Here is a 17,593-nt window from a genome sequence, read left to right as displayed (position 1 = left end):
ACCCCCTCTGGGCAGCCAGGTCCTCATGGCTGCCCTTTTCCCTCTGAGCGCCCCGGCCGATTTGACTCCCGTGAGGAGAGGGTTAAATCTCTCTTCAGGAAATGAATCGGGATTCAAAATCTGAGGCGCCCGTCAAACGGCTCCGCTCGCGACTGAAGGAAGCCACCGCTGACGCCATCCTGTCGGCGGCGGCGGCGGTGTTCGCTCGCGACGGGCTGCACGCGGCGAAGATGGAGTCCATCGCCGAGCAGGCAGGCGTGTCGGTGGGGACGCTCTACAACCACTTCACCGACCGCGCGGCCCTGCTGGATGCGCTGCGCGCGAAGCGCCGGCAGGTGATGCTGGAGCGGATCGACGCGGCCCTGGCCCCCGTGGCGGAGCGCCCCGCGCGCGAGCAGCTGCGCGCCTTCGTGATGGCGCTGTTCGCCCACGCGGCGGAGCGCGACGCGTTCGTGCGGGTGCTGGTGCAGCTGCCGGAGGACCCGGCGCGCAAGAGCCGCATGCTGGCGGAGCTCACCCGGCGCCTGTCGGTCATCATCGACCGGGGCATCCAGGCCGGGCACCTCCGCGCGGAGGGGCGCGCGCTCTACCCGACCCTCCTGATGGGCATGGTGCGCGGCGCCCTGGACCGCCTGCGCGAGGACGACGCCGCGACCCCTCCGGCAGCCGCCTGGGCGGAGGAGATCCTCCGCGTCTTCTTGAAGGGCATCGAGGTCGACTGACATGGCGACAGCCGTCGCAACACCGGAGGCACTGGCACCCGCCACGCCCAAGGCCCCCGTCAACAAGTGGCTCGTCACGCTGTCGGTGACGTTCGGCACGCTGATGGGCGCCATCGATTCGTCCATCGTGAACGTGGCGCTGCCTCAAATCCGCGGCGCTGTCGGCGCCACGGTGCAGGAGATCACCTGGGCCACCACCGGCTTCGTCATCGCCACGGTGATGGTGATGCCGCTCACGGGCTTCCTGGGCCGCATGTTCGGCCAGAAGCGCGTGTACCTGTCGTGCCTGGTGCTCTTCGTCGCGGGCTCGTTCCTGTGCGGCCTCGCGTGGAACCTGCCCACGCTGGTGCTCTTCCGCTTCCTTCAGGGGCTGGGCGCCGGCGCGCTCCAACCGACAGAGCAGGCCATCCTCCGCCAGACGTTCCCTCCCAAGGAGCAGGGCACGGCGATGGCCATCTTCGGCATGGCCGTGATGGTGGGCCCCGCCATTGGCCCCACGCTGGGCGGCTACATCGTGGACAACTGGCACTGGTCCTGGATCTTCTTCATCAATGTGCCGGTGGGCATCCTGGGCTTCTTCATGGTGGCCCGCTTCGTCCAGGAGGACGAACAGCTGCGTACCACCGCGCGCCTGGAAGCAGAGAAGCAGCGCAAGCACATGGACTGGTCCGGCATCACGCTGCTCTGCATGGGCCTGGCCTCGCTCCAGTACTTCCTGGAGGAAGGGCAGGCGGATGACTGGTTCGAGTCTCCCGTCATCGTCATCTGCGCCATCCTCTCCGCCACGTGCCTCATCGCCTTCATCATCCGCGAGCTGACCGCGGAGGCGCCCGCAGTGAACCTGCGGCTGTTCAAGGACCCGGTGTTCGCGTCCGGCACGCTGTTGGGCGCGCTGGTGTTCGCGGTGCTGATGGCCAGCATGTTCCTGCTGCCGGTGTTCATGCAGGAGCTCCTGGGCTTCACCGCGACGCAGTCCGGCTTCTCGCTGATGCCTCGCACGCTGGTGATGATGTTGATGATGCCGATTGTGGGCCGGCTGTACGGCAAGGTTCCGGCGCGAATCCTGGTGGGCATTGGCATCGTGTTCGCGGGCTTCGGCGCGTACGAGATGAGCCACTTCTCGCTCGCGACGGGGTCCCGCAACATCATCGCGGCCATCGCGCTGCAGGGCGTGGGCTTCAGCCTGATGTTCGTGCCGCTCAGCGCCACGGCGCTGGGCAGCATCCCGCGTGAGCGGATGGCGGACGCGACGGGCCTCAACTCGCTCTTGCGGCAGATTGGCGGCTCCGTGGGCCTGGCCATCTTCACCACGCTCCTGTCGCGCTACACCGTGCTGTCCAAGGCCTCCATCGCCGCGCACCTGAACCCGGAGCGGTGGGAGGTGGCCAGCCGCATGGCCGCCACGCAGAAGGGGCTCATGCAGCACGGCCTGGACGCCGCGAGCGCCAGCATGGCCAGCCTCCAGATGATGGTGGGCAACGTGTCACGGCAGGCCATGGTGCTCGCGTTCGACAAGCTCTTCGTCCTGGCGGCGCTGATGTTCGTGGTGGTGCTGCCGCTCATCTACTTCCTCAAGGACCCCCCGAGCGTCGGGGGCTCCCACGAGAAACCGCACATCGACGTGGAGATTTAAGACATGGCAACGACAACGACTGCTCCCCAACTCGTCCCCGAAGCGGCGCCCGCGCCCGCCGCGGCGCAGGCGAAGCGCGGCAAGCGGGGCTTCCTCATCCTCGGCGGCGTCGTGGGCGCGCTCGTGCTGGGCATTGGCGGCTTCAAGGTCGTCACCGCCGGGCAGGAGTCCACCGACGACGCGCAGGTGGAGGCGGACGTGGTGCCCCTGGCCGCGCGCGTGTCCGGCCCCGTGGTGAAGGTGGCCGTGCAGGACAACGCCACCGTGCACCAGGGCGACGTGGTCCTTCAAATCGACCCGCGTCCGTATGAGGCGCGCGTGAAGCAGGCGGAAGCCGAGCTGGAGTCCGCGCGTGCCCAGGCGGCCGCGGCGGATGCGCAGGCCACGGTGGCGGCGGCCGGCGCGAAGGGTGGCCTGTCCAGCGCGAAGGCGCTCGTGTCCACGAGCACGTCCGCGGTGAGCGGCGCCCAGGCGCAGGTGGCGGCGGCCCGCGCGGCGCTGACCCGCGCGGAGGCCCAGGCCCGCAAGGCCACGCTGGACCTGGAGCGCACCCGGAGCCTGCGCCAGCAGAACGTGGTGGCGCAGAGCGCGCTGGACGACGCGCAGACGGCCAACGAGACGGCGCAGGCCGCGCTCGAAGGTGCCCGCGCGCAGCTGGCCCTGGCGGAGGAGGGCCGGCGCACGGCGGAGAGCAAGGTGGCGGAGGCCAGGGGCCAGCTCGACGTGAGCGCCCCCATCGACGAGAAGATCGCCGCCGCCCAGGCCAGTGCGTCGCTGGCGCACGCGCGGGTGAAGGGCGCGGAGGCCGCGTTGGAGCAGGCGAAGCTCCAGCTGGAGGACACGCGCATCGTCGCTCCGGCGGACGGCCAGGTGTCCAAGCTGTCCGTGCACGCGGGCCAGCTGCTCACCCCCGGTCAGGTCGTGGCGGAGCTGGTGCCCACGACGACCTACGTGGTGGCGAACTTCAAGGAGACGCAGGTGGGCCACATGCAGCCCGGCCAGCGCGTGGAGGTGGAGCTGGACGCCTTCTCCGGTGAGAAGCTGGAGGGCAGGGTGGAGAGCCTGTCCGGAGGCACCGGCGCGCGGTTCTCCCTGCTGCCGCCCGACAACGCGTCCGGCAACTTCGTGAAGGTGGTGCAGCGCGTGCCCGTGCGCATCACCTGGGTGCACCCGCCGCAAGGCCTGGCCCTGCGCGCCGGCCTCTCCGCCGACGTGACGGTGCACACGAAGTAGGCCGGAAGCCCAAAGCCTCACACCCCGGCGCCGCGCCCCGCACAGGGACGCGGCGCTTCTTTTTGGGGCTGACACGTCATGACCCACCATTGACGCGTCAGGGGCCACGTCCGGAGGATGGACGTCGTCCGTAAGGGTCCGTGATTCCTGGAGTTCCTGCAATTGCCTTGAGAGGAGTGTGTCTTGCATCCGCTCCTCCTCCAACCGCGAGGAGCAAAGGCATGAGCACGACCTACAAGATTCACCCGGCCATCGGCGTGGCCCGCGTCGGAGACAGCGAGGACTACTACCTCGCTCCAGAGGAGGCAGGCGGACTGCCGCTGGAGGTGGCGGGCGGCAGCGTGACCCGGTTTCGCGATGCCAGCATGGCGGTGCGCAGACAGGCGGCGCGCTTCCAGATCCACGCCTACGATTCGCCCGGCTCCAGTGGGCGCAGGGTCCAGCCGGGGGAGGGCGGAATCAAAGACATCCGCTGGACGGTCCACCTGGCCAACAAGAAGTCCGCCTGGTACGAGTTCCGGCAGCAACAGGGCGCGGACGGCACCTACGCCGTCGACCACCCGCTGCGAAATCCTCGCACCGTGGGGGATGACCGCAACGCGCTCATCCTCGATGCGGGGCCGCGCACCGTCGCCTGCCTGGGCAGCGAGGGCTGTCCCACCACCGTGCAGTGTGAGCTGCTCCCGGCGTCGGCCCGCCCTTCGCGGCTCCTCCCCGAAGGCAGCGACATCACCACCCTGGGGAAGCTGGTCACGGATGCCCGGGGCTACCTCCACGCGGTGGGCGGCCATGGCAAGTCCGGCGTGTCGGTCCGCTACGACATCACGAGCGGCCTGCTGGAGAACTGGGCGCGGTCCCACGCGCTGGAAGCCGTCAAAGCCCTGGACGGGAAAGAGCAGGACATCCTCGTCGCGCTGAAGGCCATCGCGGACATCGGCTACGACACCCAGGAGGCGTTCGATGCCGCCGTCCACTCCGTCCTCACGGCTCCCAGCCTGGGGCTCACGGCCGACCAGCCGACCAAGGCGATGGAGTTCATCGACGAGAATGCCCTCCCCCAGCCCCGGCTGGACACGTACGCCAACAACACCTTCTGGTGGGATGACATCTCCGACGGACCCGTCACCGCGACGCTGGTCATGGATGACGGCTCCGAGCACGAGGTGGAGTTCCCCGCGTGGGTGGTGGTGGGGCCCCCCGGGTACGCGCCGCAGATCCTCAACGTCATCACGCTCTACGACACGCTCTTCGACACCTTCGTCACCCAGCGGGGGCTCGTCCCCGGGCTCTACCAGAACGGGCAGTTCCAGCAGGACTACGTGCCCAACTTCCAGGCGGACCTCCTTCCCATCCTGAGCCGCCCCGCCGCCTATCAGTGGGTCGCTGACGTGGGCCCGCAGGGCAATGGCAGACACGACGCCTTCCAGGGCGGCAACCTGGGCCCCCGCTTCCTTCAGAAAATCCGGAACCCCGAGGACGTCAACGCGCCGACGCCGGACCTCATGCCGAAGATGGCGGGTGACAACCCCATCTCCGACATCCTCCCCCGGAAGTTCCTGAGCCTCACGCGCACCCAGTACTTCCTCCTCCAGCAATACAGCGCTGGCAAGGTCGACCACTCGCCTCCCTCGCCCCCCGCGTCGGAGGGTGCGCGGCTGGACCGCGCCGTGCTGGAGAACTGCGTGGGCGGCGCGTTCTGCCCGGGCATCGAGATGACGTGGATTGCCCGCGACGCGAACTTCTTCCAGGAGGACCCCGCCGCGGGCTTCCGCTTCAAGCACCGCGACAGGCCCCAGGGCCAGCCGCTCCAGTGGAACGTCAATCCGCACGACGGGCTGGGCCTGGAGCCGGGGGATGCCAGCAAGTACATGGCGCTGCCCTGGCAGGCCGACTTCAACGAGTGCTCCAACCAGACCGTGCAGGGGACGTCGCTCTGGTGGTGGCCCGCGCAGCGGCCCTACTTCGTGAGCTACCTGGGCGACGACCAGCAGTGGCACCAGGACTACTGGACGCGTCCGGCGGACATCAACTTCGCCACGGACGAGGACATGGTCTTCCACTGGAAGGAGCTGGGCTTCATCCTCAAGCGGTCGGATGCCTCCGCCTCCCAGCAGGGCCCCGAGGCCGCGCCAGGACTGCCGCCCGCGCCCACGTTCATCGAGGTGGAGCGGACGTACGCGCCCGCCACGGGCCAGGAGGAACCGGCCCTCGCCAAGGTGGCCAACTCGTGAGCGAGGACTCCTGCGACGTGGCTGTCATTGGCGGCGGCCCGGCGGGCGCGGCCGTGGCCGTGGCCTTGCGGAGGAAGGCGCCGTCGCTCTCCGTCACCCTGGTCGAGCGAAGCACCTATGACGCCCCCCGGCTGGGAGAAACGCTCCCACCGGACGTCCGCCTGCCGCTGTCCCGGTTGGGCGTCTGGGAGGGCTTCCTGCGCGACGGACACCTGGCCTCCCGTGGCACGGCGTCATGCTGGGGCAGGGCGGAGCCGGGCTTCCATGACACGATGATGTCCCCCTGGGGCTCCGCCTGGCATCTGGACCGGGCGCGCTTCGATGAACGGCTGAGCGTCGAAGCCGCCCGGCAAGGCGCCCGGGTGCTGCGCGCGACGACCCTGTTGGATTCGGAAGCCCTGGGGCGCGACGGCTACCGGCTCCGCCTCGCCCAGGTGGCCTCGGAGCCCGGCACGCTGCGGGCGCGCTTCGTCGTGGACGCCACGGGAGGCAAGGCCACGTTCGCCTCGGCGCGGGGGGCGCGGCGGCTCGTGAGCGACCGCTGCTTCGCCGTGTATGGCGCCTTCCAGCTTCCGGGCGACGCGGTGTTTCCCACGCACGCGCTGGTGGAGTCCTGCCCGGAGGGCTGGTGGTACTCGGCGCTGCTGCCGGGGGGGCGGGTCGTCGTCGCGCTCGTCGGCGATGGCGACTCCCTGCGCGGCCTGCGCTGGGCCACGCCCGAGCCCTGGATGAACCTGCTGAGGCAGGCGCCAGAGACGCGGGCGCGGCTGGATGTCTGTGATTTCGCCGGCGAGGCGCTCGTCGCGGTGCCCGTGCTCGTCGGACGGTTGGACCGGCCCCGGGGAGAACAGTGGCTCGCCGTGGGCGACGCGGCCTGCACGTATGATCCGCTGTCCTCCCAGGGCATCACCAAGGCGTTGGACTCCGCGCTCCTGGCCGCCGACGCACTGGAGCGCTGCCTGCGCGGCGACGCGGACGCGCTCCAGGCCTACGAGTCCACGCTGAACGCGCGGTTCCAGGACCATCAACGCACCCGCGCGGCCTACTACCGCCAGGAACAGCGGTGGCCCCAGGCCCCCTTCTGGAGGAACCGGTGGGAGTCACTGCCCGCTCCCTCCGCACCCCCAGCGCGGCTCCGCCGCCCCCATTCCCCCGAGGTGAACCCATGAAGACGAGGTATCAGCGTCATGTGATTGTCGCGGCGGGCGCCATGCTCGCCATCACGGCCGCGGTGGTCGTGCGGAACTGGGCGCCCAGGCCCGCGGTCCTGGCCACGAGCGGCAGCGGAGGGGATGGCCTCGTCCCGCCTCCCTATCCCGTGTTCCCGCGAGGCAATGAACTGCTCAAGCCGCTCGCCGAGTCCAGCGACGAGGCCCAGGCCTTCCTGGACTTCTATACGAAACAGCTGGGCGTCCAGCTGCCCCGGATCCAGAGCGGCGATCTGGTCAAGCTGCCGCCCCGGAACCTGGACATCGCGCACAACGGACTGGACCTCGGCAGCCAGAGCTTCAACTCCTCCCTGGTGTGCCAGTCCTGCCATGACTCGGATTGGAAGGCCCAGAAGAGCGACCTGCCGGAGATGGCGTTCTGGCAGCAGCCCACGGTCAACAGCCTCTGGCCCTCCGGTGGCGCGGGCCCCATGAACCTGTCCGCCAACTGGTCCCCCTTCGGAGACTGGAGCGCCTCCATCAAGGCCCTGGCGGGCAGGGACCCTGTCTTCCTTGCCCAGGTGGAGACGACCCGTTCGCTGTCTCCGCACCAGCCCTATCAGGTGGACCAGCTCTGTCTGCGTTGCCATTCCCCGCTGGCGGAGCGCCAGGCCCTGGCCAGCAACGCCCCGTTCGACCACTTCACCCTCTACGCGACACCCGAGGGAGCGCCCTACAAGAACCCGTTCCCCTCGAACCCCGAGGCGGGCTCGCAATACGCGACCTACGGCGCGCTGGCCCGGGACGGACTCTCCTGCGCCGTCTGTCATTCCATGTCGCCGAAGGAGGGCCAGCCCTGGAACGGCACCGACTACAGCCTCTTCTATGGCTCCGACGGAGACCTCTTCGGCGGGGCCGTCTCGGACCGGCTGGTCAGCCCGGAGGAGAAGAAGACGCTCACGCCGCCGTCCTTCCCCTTCACCTCGTCCATGAACCTGCGTCCCGGCGCCATCCTCGGGCCTGACTTCGGCCTCAACGCGAAGCCCATGGCCGCGGCGGGGCTGAGCCTGGAGACCGCGGCGCACGTGGACGGACACAGCTACCTGCGCGACTCCATGGTCTGCGGCGCCTGCCACGTCGTCATCCTCCCCAAGCTCCCCACGAATTACAGGCCTGGCATGCCCATCTCCGAGGCGAGCGAAGGCTACGAGCGCCCCGCGAGCTGCGACGCCAGCAAGACGACCTTCGACGCCAACGGCGACTTCACGAAGGACCCCTGCGTCGCGCTCGCCTATGAGCAGACCACCTACTTCGAGTGGCTCAACAGCGGCTACCCCGCCTCCAACACCTCGTGCCAGAGCTGCCACATGCCGCTCACCTCGCCGGACTCCCCGCACGACAAGCGCGTGTACGTGGCGCAGTACAACGACGACCTGGATCCCTTCTACAAGGGCAGCCCGCCCCCGGTGTCGCGCGAGTACAACCGGCACACGCTGCTGGGCATCAACCTGTTCGTCCACGAGATGTTCCAGCAGTTCCCGGACGTGCTCGGGCTGGACTTCTACCTGTCGAAGGACTCACGCATCCCGCCCTACCTCCAATCCCCAGACATCCTGAACCGCACGCCCAACCTCGTCCCCAATCCGGGCGCCGAGGATGGCAACACGGCGGGCTGGAGCGACCCCAGCGCCATCGCCGCCGTCCAGAAGCTCCCGGCGGACCAGGGACGCGCCATCCACCCGAGCCACGGCCGCTACTTCTTCCAGCTCAAGGAAGGCAGCGCGACGCTGAGCATCGACCTCGGCCGCTACCAGGACGCCCTCCAGAGGGCCGGCGGCAAGACGACCCTCCTCTGGGGCGCCACCGCCTGGTGCGACCAACTCTCGTGCGGAGAGCTGGTCGTGCGCACCTTCAACGCGCAAGGCGCCCTGGCGTCCACGACGCCTCCGCTCGCGGTCGACCCGGGACAGTCGCGGTGGCAGGCGCGTCAGGCCACCGCGGCCCTGGGCGCGGACCTCCGGAGGTTGGAGCTGGGCTTCACCGGCCGGGGTGGCGAAGTGCTCCTCCTGGATGACCTCTTCCTCGCCCTGCGCTTCCCGGACGGCACCATCGCGCCGCTGACGGATGCCAGCCGCAACTACGTGGTCGCGCAGAACCTGCTCAACGCCGAGCAGTCCATCCTGGACCTCGCGTACAGCACGGCCCAGGGCTCCTACAATCCACGGCTCCCCGCCGTGCAGATCTCCCTGGGCAACCTGTCCACCGACAACGGCACGCTGAGCGTCCCCGTCACGCTCATCAACAACGCGGGGCACAAGTTCCCCAGCGGTGCGGGCTTCCGCCGCGCGTTCATCCAGTTCGAGGTCCTGGACCCGTCCGGCAACGTGCTCTGGGCGTCGGGACAACCCAACGCGCAAGGCGCCATCTGCAATGGCCGCTGCAATGCCAATGGCGACAACGTCCTCGTCAGCGAGTTCTCGTCCGACCCCGGCCAGCTCCAGCCGCACTTCCAGAGCCTCCAGCGGCAGGACCAGGTCCAGATCTACGAGGTCCGCGTCATGGACGACGTCAAGAAGGTCACCAGCCTGGAGCTCCAGCAGTTCAAGGACGTGAAGGACAACCGCATCCTCCCCGCGGGCTGGAAGCCGCCGAGCCTTCGCAAGTCCGGCGAGCTCCAGCTGGGGCTGGACCTCCAACAGCTGGCGCGGATCACCCTGCCCCTGAGCGAGGCGCAGGGAGCCCAGCCTGGCATCGAGAGTGATCCGGACTACCCCAGCGACAGCCATCCCCAGGAGGCCGAGGGCGAAGACACGCTGGTGTACCAGGTCCCGCTGTCGGAGGTTCCCTCCTGGGCCTCCATCCGGGTCCGGCTGAACTACCAGAGCATTCCTCCGGGCTATCTGGGCGCGCGGTTCAAGGATGCGCTCCAGGGAAACCAGCAGCCGGGGCCCGCCATGAGCCGGCTCATCTACATGAGCAGCCACCTCAACACGAAGACGCCCATGCAGGGCCAGACCTACGGCGCGACCCAGCCCACGGAGGTCATGAACAACTGGTCCATGGTCCTGGGTGAGGCGCGCGTGACGAAGCGCTGAAGCACCGAGGCAAAAGCAAGACGGCCACCGGCTCGAGAGCCGGTGGCCGTTTTCATTCCTGGCTGCGTGCGGCGCCGCTCAGCGGAAGACGGTGGTGTGGGAGCCCAGCACGATGCCGCGCTTGCCCGCCAGCGCCTTGCTCCGCTCGGGCGACATCCCCAGCTGCTCCGGCGTGAAGAGCCGGCCGAAGAGGCGGTGGTCGGAGGAGACGAACGGGAGGACCCGGACCGTGATGGACATCCCCGGGAGCGGGGCGTGATTGTTGGACCAATACGAATAGTCGATGGTCGTCTTGTAGTTGGCCGGCACGAGGCAGTCGATGCCCGTGTGCCAGTTGCGGTTGCCGTCCTGGTCCGGGAGCGTCTCGGGCACCATCGTCTTCCCCAGGCTGATGAGTGGCGAAGGCCCCGGGGTCCCCGCCGAGAACGCGACGCTCGCCCCCGCGGGGACGTTCACGCACTTGATGTCGAAGGTCACCATCGCGGTGGATGAGCCCTGATCGAAGTTGATGCCCTTGGTGGTGTAGTCCGGCTTGTTGGCATCCACGATGGTGACGTTCCGCCAGCCGAACCCCGGGTTGTCCAGGATGAACTCCGTCAGCTGGTCCATGTTGCCCACGGCCGTGGTGGGAACAGGGTTCGGGTGCGCCGTGGTGGAGACGCGGGAGATGAGGCAGTAGTGGTCCGGGGTGGGGGCCCTCCAGACGAACGGGTTGTCCGTCACGGCAATCTTGCCGCTGTCCGCCTTGATGATGTTCTTGTTCCCGTTGTCGACGTTCTTGTCGCTGGTCTGCAGCTCGTTGTTCGCCCACAGGTACGGATACAAGAGCAGGCTCGCGGGCACGGCATACAGCGACACGCTTCCGGACTGGGCTGCCGCCGCCAGGTTCTTGGCGCGCAGGTAGATGTAGTTGTCGCCGCTCTCGACCAGGTTCTGCCCCACGTCCGAGCTGTAGTTCCCGGCGAAGAACTCCGCCGGATTGAGCGTGGGGACGAGGCCCTGGGGGATGATGTCTGGCGATTGATAGGCGATGGTGTTCGTCGGCTCGTTCCCGAAGTCGCGCTCACCGGTGTCGCCGGTGTTCACACGGAAGAACAAGTCATTGTACTGGGTCATGGGGGTCCACCTTGGCTTGGATGACGTTCCCCGTGAGGCATTGGCCGCAGGGGTGCGTCCCTGCAAGTGCAGCCTGGGTGCCAGGGATGCTCGAGCGCCAACCGGCTGGAACCATTCGGGAGGCCCGGCGAAGCGGTGGAACCTGCCCACGACGCTGACGTGGCAGGCACAGGGGCTGACGTGTCAGCCCGTAGACAGCGTGACCGCCATCCCCACGTCCGCGCGCGAGTAGCCCGTCTCCCGCGAAACCTCCGGGCTCACGCGGTGGCGGTGGTCGCCGCGGGCTTCTTGCGCAGGAAGAGCACGAAGATGAGCGCCACGATGCTGATGCCCACCAGGGTAATCAGCCCGTCCGCCGCGATGGTGGCGCGCGTGCCGATGCCCCGGAACTCCGACGCGTGCCCGTCCAGCGCCGTGGTGTAGCTGATGGCGAAGTTGGAGGCCGCGACGAAGAGCGAGTACTTCGTCGTCACCGCCGCGCCGTCGCTCACCATCTCCAGCACCATGCCGGCGAAGGCCGCGAAGCCCGCGCCGTTGGCGAAGCTGTACGCGAGCGAACCCCAGATGTACGTGTTCGTCGTCATGGGGCCCGCCGCCATGGCGAACGCGCACATCGCAGTGGCCCCGCCCATCAGCGCGTACGCGAGCTTGCGGTTCATCCGGTCCGACAGCCAGCCGCCCATCAGCGAGCCCACCGCGCCGGTGACGGCCATGCCCGGACCGTTCACCATCTCCACCGTGTGCTCCGGCACCTGGTACGCACCCGCCATCGCGCTGAAGAGGTTGGTGAGCGCGCCGCAGCTCACCGGCGCCAGGCACAGCACCAGCATGATGAGGCCGTCGCGGCTGAGGGCCGTCTTCACCAGGTCCATCACGATGCTCTTCACCCGGTCCACCGCCGCCTTGAACAGCGGCCCGGTGGGCACGGTGGACGGATCATTCCGCTCCGTGATCCAGAAGATGCCCGCGCCGCTCGCCAGCACCAGCGTGGCCAGGACGATGCCCGCCACCTGCCGGGAGAACTGCGTCGCCAGGAAGATGGCCAGCGCGCCCATCATCGCGGTGGAGCCCACGTTGCCCGCCATCTGCCAGCCGCCCGTGCGCCCCTTGTCGGACGGCTTGGACGTCGTGGCCATCAGCCCGTTGAGCGCCGCGTGCGCCGTCGTCGCCGCCGCCTGCAACGCGGTGAGCAGCAGCGTGAAGACGCCCAGGTGCCGAGCGGGCTCCGGGAACATCGCGCATGCCAGGAGTAGCAGCGCGGTGAGCAGCGTGCTCACGCCGTACCAGACGCGGCGCCACGGCCCCAGGTCGATGAGCGGCACCCACAAGAGCTTCCACGCGTGCGGAGAGAACGCCGTGCCGGACAGCACGCCAATCTCCGCCAGCGGCATCCCGTCCTTCGCCAGCCAGTACGGCACCGCCGTCTGCAGGTAGCCCACCGCGGCGCCGAACTGCACCTCCAAGAGGCCGAACAGCGGGGGCCAGGCCCAGCGCGGTTCCTCGGCGGGAGCGGTGGCCGGAAGGGCAGTCTCTTGTTCAATCAAGGGCGACACCTACAGGGGAGGACAGGGGAGGGTGGAATTCTAGACAGCTCGGGCGTCCTGCAAAGCGCAACGCACCGCGCCGTCTCCCCGGAAGCACGGGGTGGGAGGGGCCCCTTCAACGGGGAGTCCTGGTCCGTGCCGGAAGCCAGGGCTAGCTTGCCCGCGCTTCCCCCCACAACCCCGAGGTCCCCCGATGACGTTGAAGACCCGACTGCTGGTCGTCTCCACGGCTGGCCTGTTCGCCGCCGCGCCCGCCGTGGCCAGGCCGCTGGATGGCGCGAGCACCGACGTGATGATCCAGGGCTTCCACTGGAACTCCGCCAGCGCGGGCGGGTGGTGGAACACCGTGAAGAACAACGCGGCCACGCTGCAGGCCGCGGGCTTCACGATGATCTGGCTGCCGCCCCCCTCCGACGCGGCGTCCACGCAGGGCTACCTGCCCCGGCAGCTCAGCGTGCTCAACTCCAGCTACGGCACCGAAGCGGAGCTCACCCAGGCGCTGGCTGCCCTCAACGCGAAGGGCGTGAAGCCCATCGCGGACATCGTGGTGAACCACCGCGTGGGCACCGCCAACTGGGCGGACTTCACCAACCCCACCTGGAACACCTGCAGCGCGGTGGTCGCGGGGGATGAGTGGACCGGCGCCTGCGGCAGTCCCGACAGCGGCGAAGGCTACGCCGCGGCGCGCGACCTGGACCACTCGCAGGCGAACGTGCGCGCGGACCTGAAGACGTGGATGAACGGCCTGAAGGAGAAGGGCTTCGCGGGCTGGCGGTTCGACTTCGTGAAGGGCTTCGCGGGCGGCTACGTGAAGGAGTACGTCACCGCGACGGCCCCGTGGTTCTGCGTGGGTGAGTTCTGGCCCACGAACTCCTTCGACGCGAACAACCCCAACAACTGGAAGCAGCAGATCACCAACTGGGTGGACGCCACGACGGGCACCTGCGCCGCGTTCGACTTCGGCACCAAGGGCCTGCTCAACGACGCGCTCACCAACAACAACTACGCGCGCCTGAAGGCGTCCGACGGCAAGCCCGCGGGCGGCATCGGCTGGTGGCCTGGCCGCCACGTCACCTTCGTGGACAACCACGACACCGGCCCCAGCGAGACGTGCGGCAACGGGCAGAACCACTGGCCCGTGCCCTGCGCCAAGGTGATGACGGGCTACGCCTACGTGCTCACCCACCCGGGCATCCCCACCGTCTACTGGGCGCACTACTTCAACTGGGGCCTGGGCAGCTCCATCAAGACGCTGATGGACATCCGCAAGAACGCGGGCCTCACGTCCGAGTCCACCGTCAGCATCCAGCGCGCGGAAGCGGGCCTGTACGCGGCCATCATCGGCGGCAAGGTGGCGGTGCGGCTGGGCAACAACACCACCTGGACCCCCGGCACCGGCTGGACGCAGGCCGCCTCCGGCACGGACTACACCGTGTGGACCTCCAATGGCACCACGACGCCCACCACCGCCAACGTGGAGTTCGTGTGCAACAACGGCACGACCGTGATGGGCCAGAACGTCTACGTGGCGGGCAGCGTCGCGGCGCTCGACAACTGGAGCCCCACCACCACCAAGGTTCTCAGCCCCACCGCGTACCCCACCTGGCGCGGCACCTACGCGCTGCCCCCGAACACCGCCGTGCAGTGGAAGTGCCTCAAGCGCGACGGCGCCGGCAACGTCGTCTGGCAGGGCGGTAGCAACAACACCGTCACCACCCCGGCGGCCGGCGGCAGCATCACCGCCACCGCCAGCTTCTAAGACGCACCCCGAAGGCCAATCGGAACCCGAAAGGCTTCCTTGACGGGGTTTGTTTTCCCATCACACAGTGGTGTCATTGATAGGACTTCCAAGTGGAGGACACCTGTGCGCGTCTATGAAGAGATGGGGAGGCTCATCCAGGAACGATGGGTCAAGGACAATCATGATGAGGAAGCCTTTCCCGAGCTTGCGGCGCGTGTCCTGCAGGAGATGGCTCCGTACAAGGGCTTCGACCCCATGGAGCCCATCGAATGGTTGTTCAGCACCCGGGCCTTCCCCCGACAGCTGACCGCGCGGTCTGACTTCGGGCAGCCGCCCATCACGGTGTTCTCCGACCACCGGATCGTCATTGATCTCTATTATTGGCTGGATGGCACCACCGAAATCCACCAGCACGGGTTCAGTGGGGCCTTTCAGGTCGTCAAGGGTGGAAGCATCCATGGGCAGTACCGCTGGAATGAGCGGCACAGGGTCAACGGCCGTATGGCCTTTGGCGATCTCTCGCTGGAGTCCCTCAACGAGCTGAAGGAGGGGGACGTCCAGCAGATCCTCCCGGGGAATCGTTACATCCATTCCCTCTTCCATCTGGAGCGTCCCTCCGTGACGTGCGTCGTGAGGACCCTGCACACCCCCAACGCGGGGGTGCAGTACTCCTACAAGAAGCCCTTTCTGGCCATCGACTCGACCTATGAGGATGTCCAGACCAACAGGATCCTCCAGTCCCTGACGTTCCTGGGAGACAGCCCCCGTGCGGTTCGCAAGCGCCTGCTGTCGGAGCTGATCGAGCGGTCGGACATCCATACCTGCTATCTGCTCTTCAAACGCTTGCTGGAGATCTACAAGGAGGAGTCGGCGCTCGAGGAGTTCTGGGAGGTGGCCATCCGCAGGCATGGCTCGCTCGCCGAGCAGCTCCTCCCGGTGTTCCAGGAGCGGATCCGCCAATCGATGCTCGTCAGCAGGCGCGCGCAGGTCAAGACGGAGGAGCACCGGTACTTCCTCGCGCTGCTGCTCAATATCGATGATGCCGAGTCGCTCCTGGGACTGGTGCGCCAGCGGTACCCGCACGAGGACCCGAGGGAGAGGGTGATGCGCTGGGTCGAGGAGCTGTCCAAGCCCACGGATGGGGCGGGTTCGGGCGATACGCTCGGGATTCCCCTCGATGAGACGGCGCTCCTCATCTTCCGGGAGCTGCTGCACGGGCGCTCCGAGGCGGGCGTCATGGGCCGGCTGAAGGAGGTCTATGGGGCGGACGAGACGGAGCGGGAGGCCGCCGGCATCGCCGAGATGGTCTCCGCGCTGCGCTCTTCCCCCGTGTTCCGGCCGCTGTTCGCGCGTTGAGCGGCCCGCGCCTGCCTCAGGGGGCGGACATCATCCGGATGCCATGCTCGCGCACCAGCGTGGCCCGCGCGGTCTCGGAGACAGCCGTCTCGCGCAGATCGAGCTCACGAAGGAGGGGAAGCCGGTGGAGCGCGGGCATGCCGGCGTCCGTGACCTTCGTGCGCAGCAGGTACAACGTGAGCAGGGAGCCCGGGAGGTGGGCGAGCGCCTCGTCCCCGATGCGGGTGCCGGCGAGGCTCAACCAGGAGAGCTTGTCGAAGCCCGCGAGCAACCGCACCCCGTCGTCGGTCATCCAGGTGCCTCCCAGGTCGAGCTTGACGAGGTGGGGGAGCTTCTGGAGCGGTACCAGCCCCGAGCCGCTGATGGGAGTCCCCGAGACCTGGAGTGACTCGAGCTCCCGCAGCTCGGAGAGCTGGCCAAGCCCCAGGTCCGTGAGGAGCGTGCGGATGGCGCGGAGCGACTGGAGCTGGGAAAAGGTCCGAAGGGTGGCCACCCACCCGTCGTCGAAGCCGGTCCGGCTCAAGTCCAGGTGCCGCAGGACCATGCGCGAGCCGAGCCGCTTCAAGGCCTCGGGGCCGATGCGGGTGGCGCTGAGGTCGAGCCGGGAGAGCCGCCCCAGGGGCTCCAGCGATGCGAGCGACGCGTCCTCCAGCGCGAGGCCCGAGAGCCCGAGGCTCTCGAGCGCCTGGTGGCCGGCCAGCGCTGGGAGGCCGCTCCCGGTGACGGCGGTGCGCGACAGCTCCAGGTCCCGCAGCTGGTGGAGTCCCTGAAGGTGTCGCAGCGCCGCGTTCCCGATCAGGGTGTCGTCGAGATGGAGGACCTCCAGCCGGGTGAGCCCGGCAAGGTGACGAACCCCCGTGCCACGGATGCGTGTCTTGCTGAGCACCAGCACCCGGAGCGCCGGCAACCGCGCCAGGTGGATGAGCCCCGCGTCCGTCACCCCGGTGCTTCCCAGGTGGAGCGCCTCCAGCATGCGCAGCTCTCCGAGGTGTGCCAGGCCCGCGTCCGAGACGGCCGTCCGCGCCAGGCCCAGCAGGCGCAGGGCAGGCATCCTCCTCAGGGCGGCGAGGCCGGCATTCGTGACGTGGGTGCCGCTCATCACGAGTGTGCGCAGGCGGTCCCCAGGCAGGGACGCAAGGACCGTGTCATCGACCGTGGTGTCCGAGAGATCCAGCCACTCCAGCTCCGTCTGTGCCGCGAGCAGGCCGAGCCCCCTCGGACTCACGGACGTGCCGCTGAGCGAGAGCCGGCGCAGCGTCGTCAGCGAAGCGAGGAGCGCCATCCCCTGGTCCGACACCGCGGTGGCATCCAGCCGCAGGACGGTCAGGTGTGGCATCCCCTGGAGCGCGGCGAGCCCCGCATCGGTGACCCGTGTGCCGTCGAGGTGCAGGGCCTTCAACCGCACCGCGTCCTTCAAGGCGGTGAGGTGCTCATCGCCGAGCGCGGTATCGGAGAGATGGAGCGATACGACGGAGGTGCCCTCGACGAGGAGCGCGAGCAGGGCTGGGGCGGGGAGGCCCTTCTCCCCAAAGGAGAGACCGGGGACCCGGTATTCGCGCAGCACGGCGGCCAGTGCCTGGGCCTGGTCCGCGGTCCTCACGGGCTCCAGGGGTTCGGCGTACCAGTCTCCATCCGGAGTCAGCTGGGGCGCGGCCTCCCCCGCCGGCAGCAGCCCCCACGGGGAGGACGTCCCGTCCGGCTGGAGCCGGTACACCTGGAAGGCGGGACGTGGGGGGGCCACGACCGCCGGAGCCGGAGGCGCGGTGGGAAGGGG

General features: G+C 68.8%; 11 protein-coding genes. 8 read left to right on the top strand and 3 right to left on the bottom strand.

From position 1 onward, the window contains the following. Positions 1-101 precede the first annotated feature (101 nt). From D7X96_RS28375 to D7X96_RS28350, 6 genes are all read left to right on the top strand, one after another. Complete coding sequence (locus tag D7X96_RS28375; RefSeq protein ID WP_120548356.1) at positions 102-722, top strand: TetR/AcrR family transcriptional regulator; 621 nt, start codon at positions 102-104, stop codon at positions 720-722. A gap of 1 nt (position 723) precedes the next feature. Continuing rightward, on the top strand, positions 724-2,355 hold the full coding sequence (locus D7X96_RS28370; protein ID WP_120548355.1) for a DHA2 family efflux MFS transporter permease subunit: 1,632 nt from the start codon (positions 724-726) through the stop codon (positions 2,353-2,355). Positions 2,356-2,358: 3 nt separating this feature from the next. Beyond that, positions 2,359-3,588: an HlyD family secretion protein gene (locus D7X96_RS28365; RefSeq protein WP_121771183.1), complete on the top strand. Its 1,230-nt coding sequence runs from the start codon at positions 2,359-2,361 to the stop codon at positions 3,586-3,588. A 221-nt stretch (positions 3,589-3,809) separates the two neighbouring features. Continuing rightward, entirely contained in the window at positions 3,810-5,819 is a 2,010-nt protein-coding gene (locus tag D7X96_RS28360) for a LodA/GoxA family CTQ-dependent oxidase (protein WP_120548353.1), read from the top strand. Further along, a complete protein-coding gene (locus tag D7X96_RS28355) occupies positions 5,816-6,988 on the top strand; it encodes a tryptophan 7-halogenase (RefSeq protein WP_120548352.1) in 1,173 nt (390 codons plus the stop codon). The genes D7X96_RS28360 and D7X96_RS28355 overlap by 4 nt, the downstream gene beginning before the upstream one ends. After that, on the top strand, positions 6,985-10,062 hold the full coding sequence (locus D7X96_RS28350; protein ID WP_147468416.1) for a hypothetical protein: 3,078 nt from the start codon (positions 6,985-6,987) through the stop codon (positions 10,060-10,062). The genes D7X96_RS28355 and D7X96_RS28350 overlap by 4 nt, the downstream gene beginning before the upstream one ends. A 78-nt stretch (positions 10,063-10,140) precedes the next feature. Here D7X96_RS28350 and D7X96_RS28345 read toward each other — a convergent pair whose 3' ends face one another. Both D7X96_RS28345 and D7X96_RS28340 read right to left on the bottom strand, forming a co-directional pair. Then, entirely contained in the window at positions 10,141-11,178 is a 1,038-nt protein-coding gene (locus tag D7X96_RS28345) for a hypothetical protein (RefSeq protein WP_120548350.1), read from the bottom strand. A 257-nt stretch (positions 11,179-11,435) separates the two neighbouring features. Then, a complete protein-coding gene (locus tag D7X96_RS28340) occupies positions 11,436-12,731 on the bottom strand; it encodes an MFS transporter (RefSeq protein WP_244219754.1) in 1,296 nt (431 codons plus the stop codon). A gap of 184 nt (positions 12,732-12,915) precedes the next feature. Here D7X96_RS28340 and D7X96_RS28335 point away from each other — a divergent pair, with 184 nt between their 5' ends. Continuing rightward, positions 12,916-14,481, top strand: a complete 1,566-nt coding sequence (locus D7X96_RS28335) for a glucan 1,4-alpha-maltotetraohydrolase domain-containing protein (protein ID WP_121771181.1) — start codon at positions 12,916-12,918, stop codon at positions 14,479-14,481. Positions 14,482-14,691: 210 nt separating this feature from the next. Beyond that, positions 14,692-15,819 (top strand): cupin domain-containing protein, encoded by a 1,128-nt coding sequence (locus D7X96_RS28330; protein ID WP_147468415.1) that lies wholly within the window; start codon positions 14,692-14,694, stop codon positions 15,817-15,819. 16 nt (positions 15,820-15,835) lie between these two features. Here the strand turns inward: D7X96_RS28330 and D7X96_RS28325 are convergent. Continuing rightward, a partial coding sequence (locus D7X96_RS28325; RefSeq protein WP_121771193.1) for a leucine-rich repeat domain-containing protein occupies positions 15,836-17,593 on the bottom strand: 1,758 nt, incomplete at its 5' end.

Origin of the sequence: Corallococcus interemptor (assembly GCF_003668875.1) — a bacterium.
GTDB classification, from domain to species: domain Bacteria; phylum Myxococcota; class Myxococcia; order Myxococcales; family Myxococcaceae; genus Corallococcus; species Corallococcus interemptor.
The sequence above is the reverse complement of the archived record's forward strand: the minus strand, read 5'-3'. Positions and strand labels throughout refer to the sequence as shown.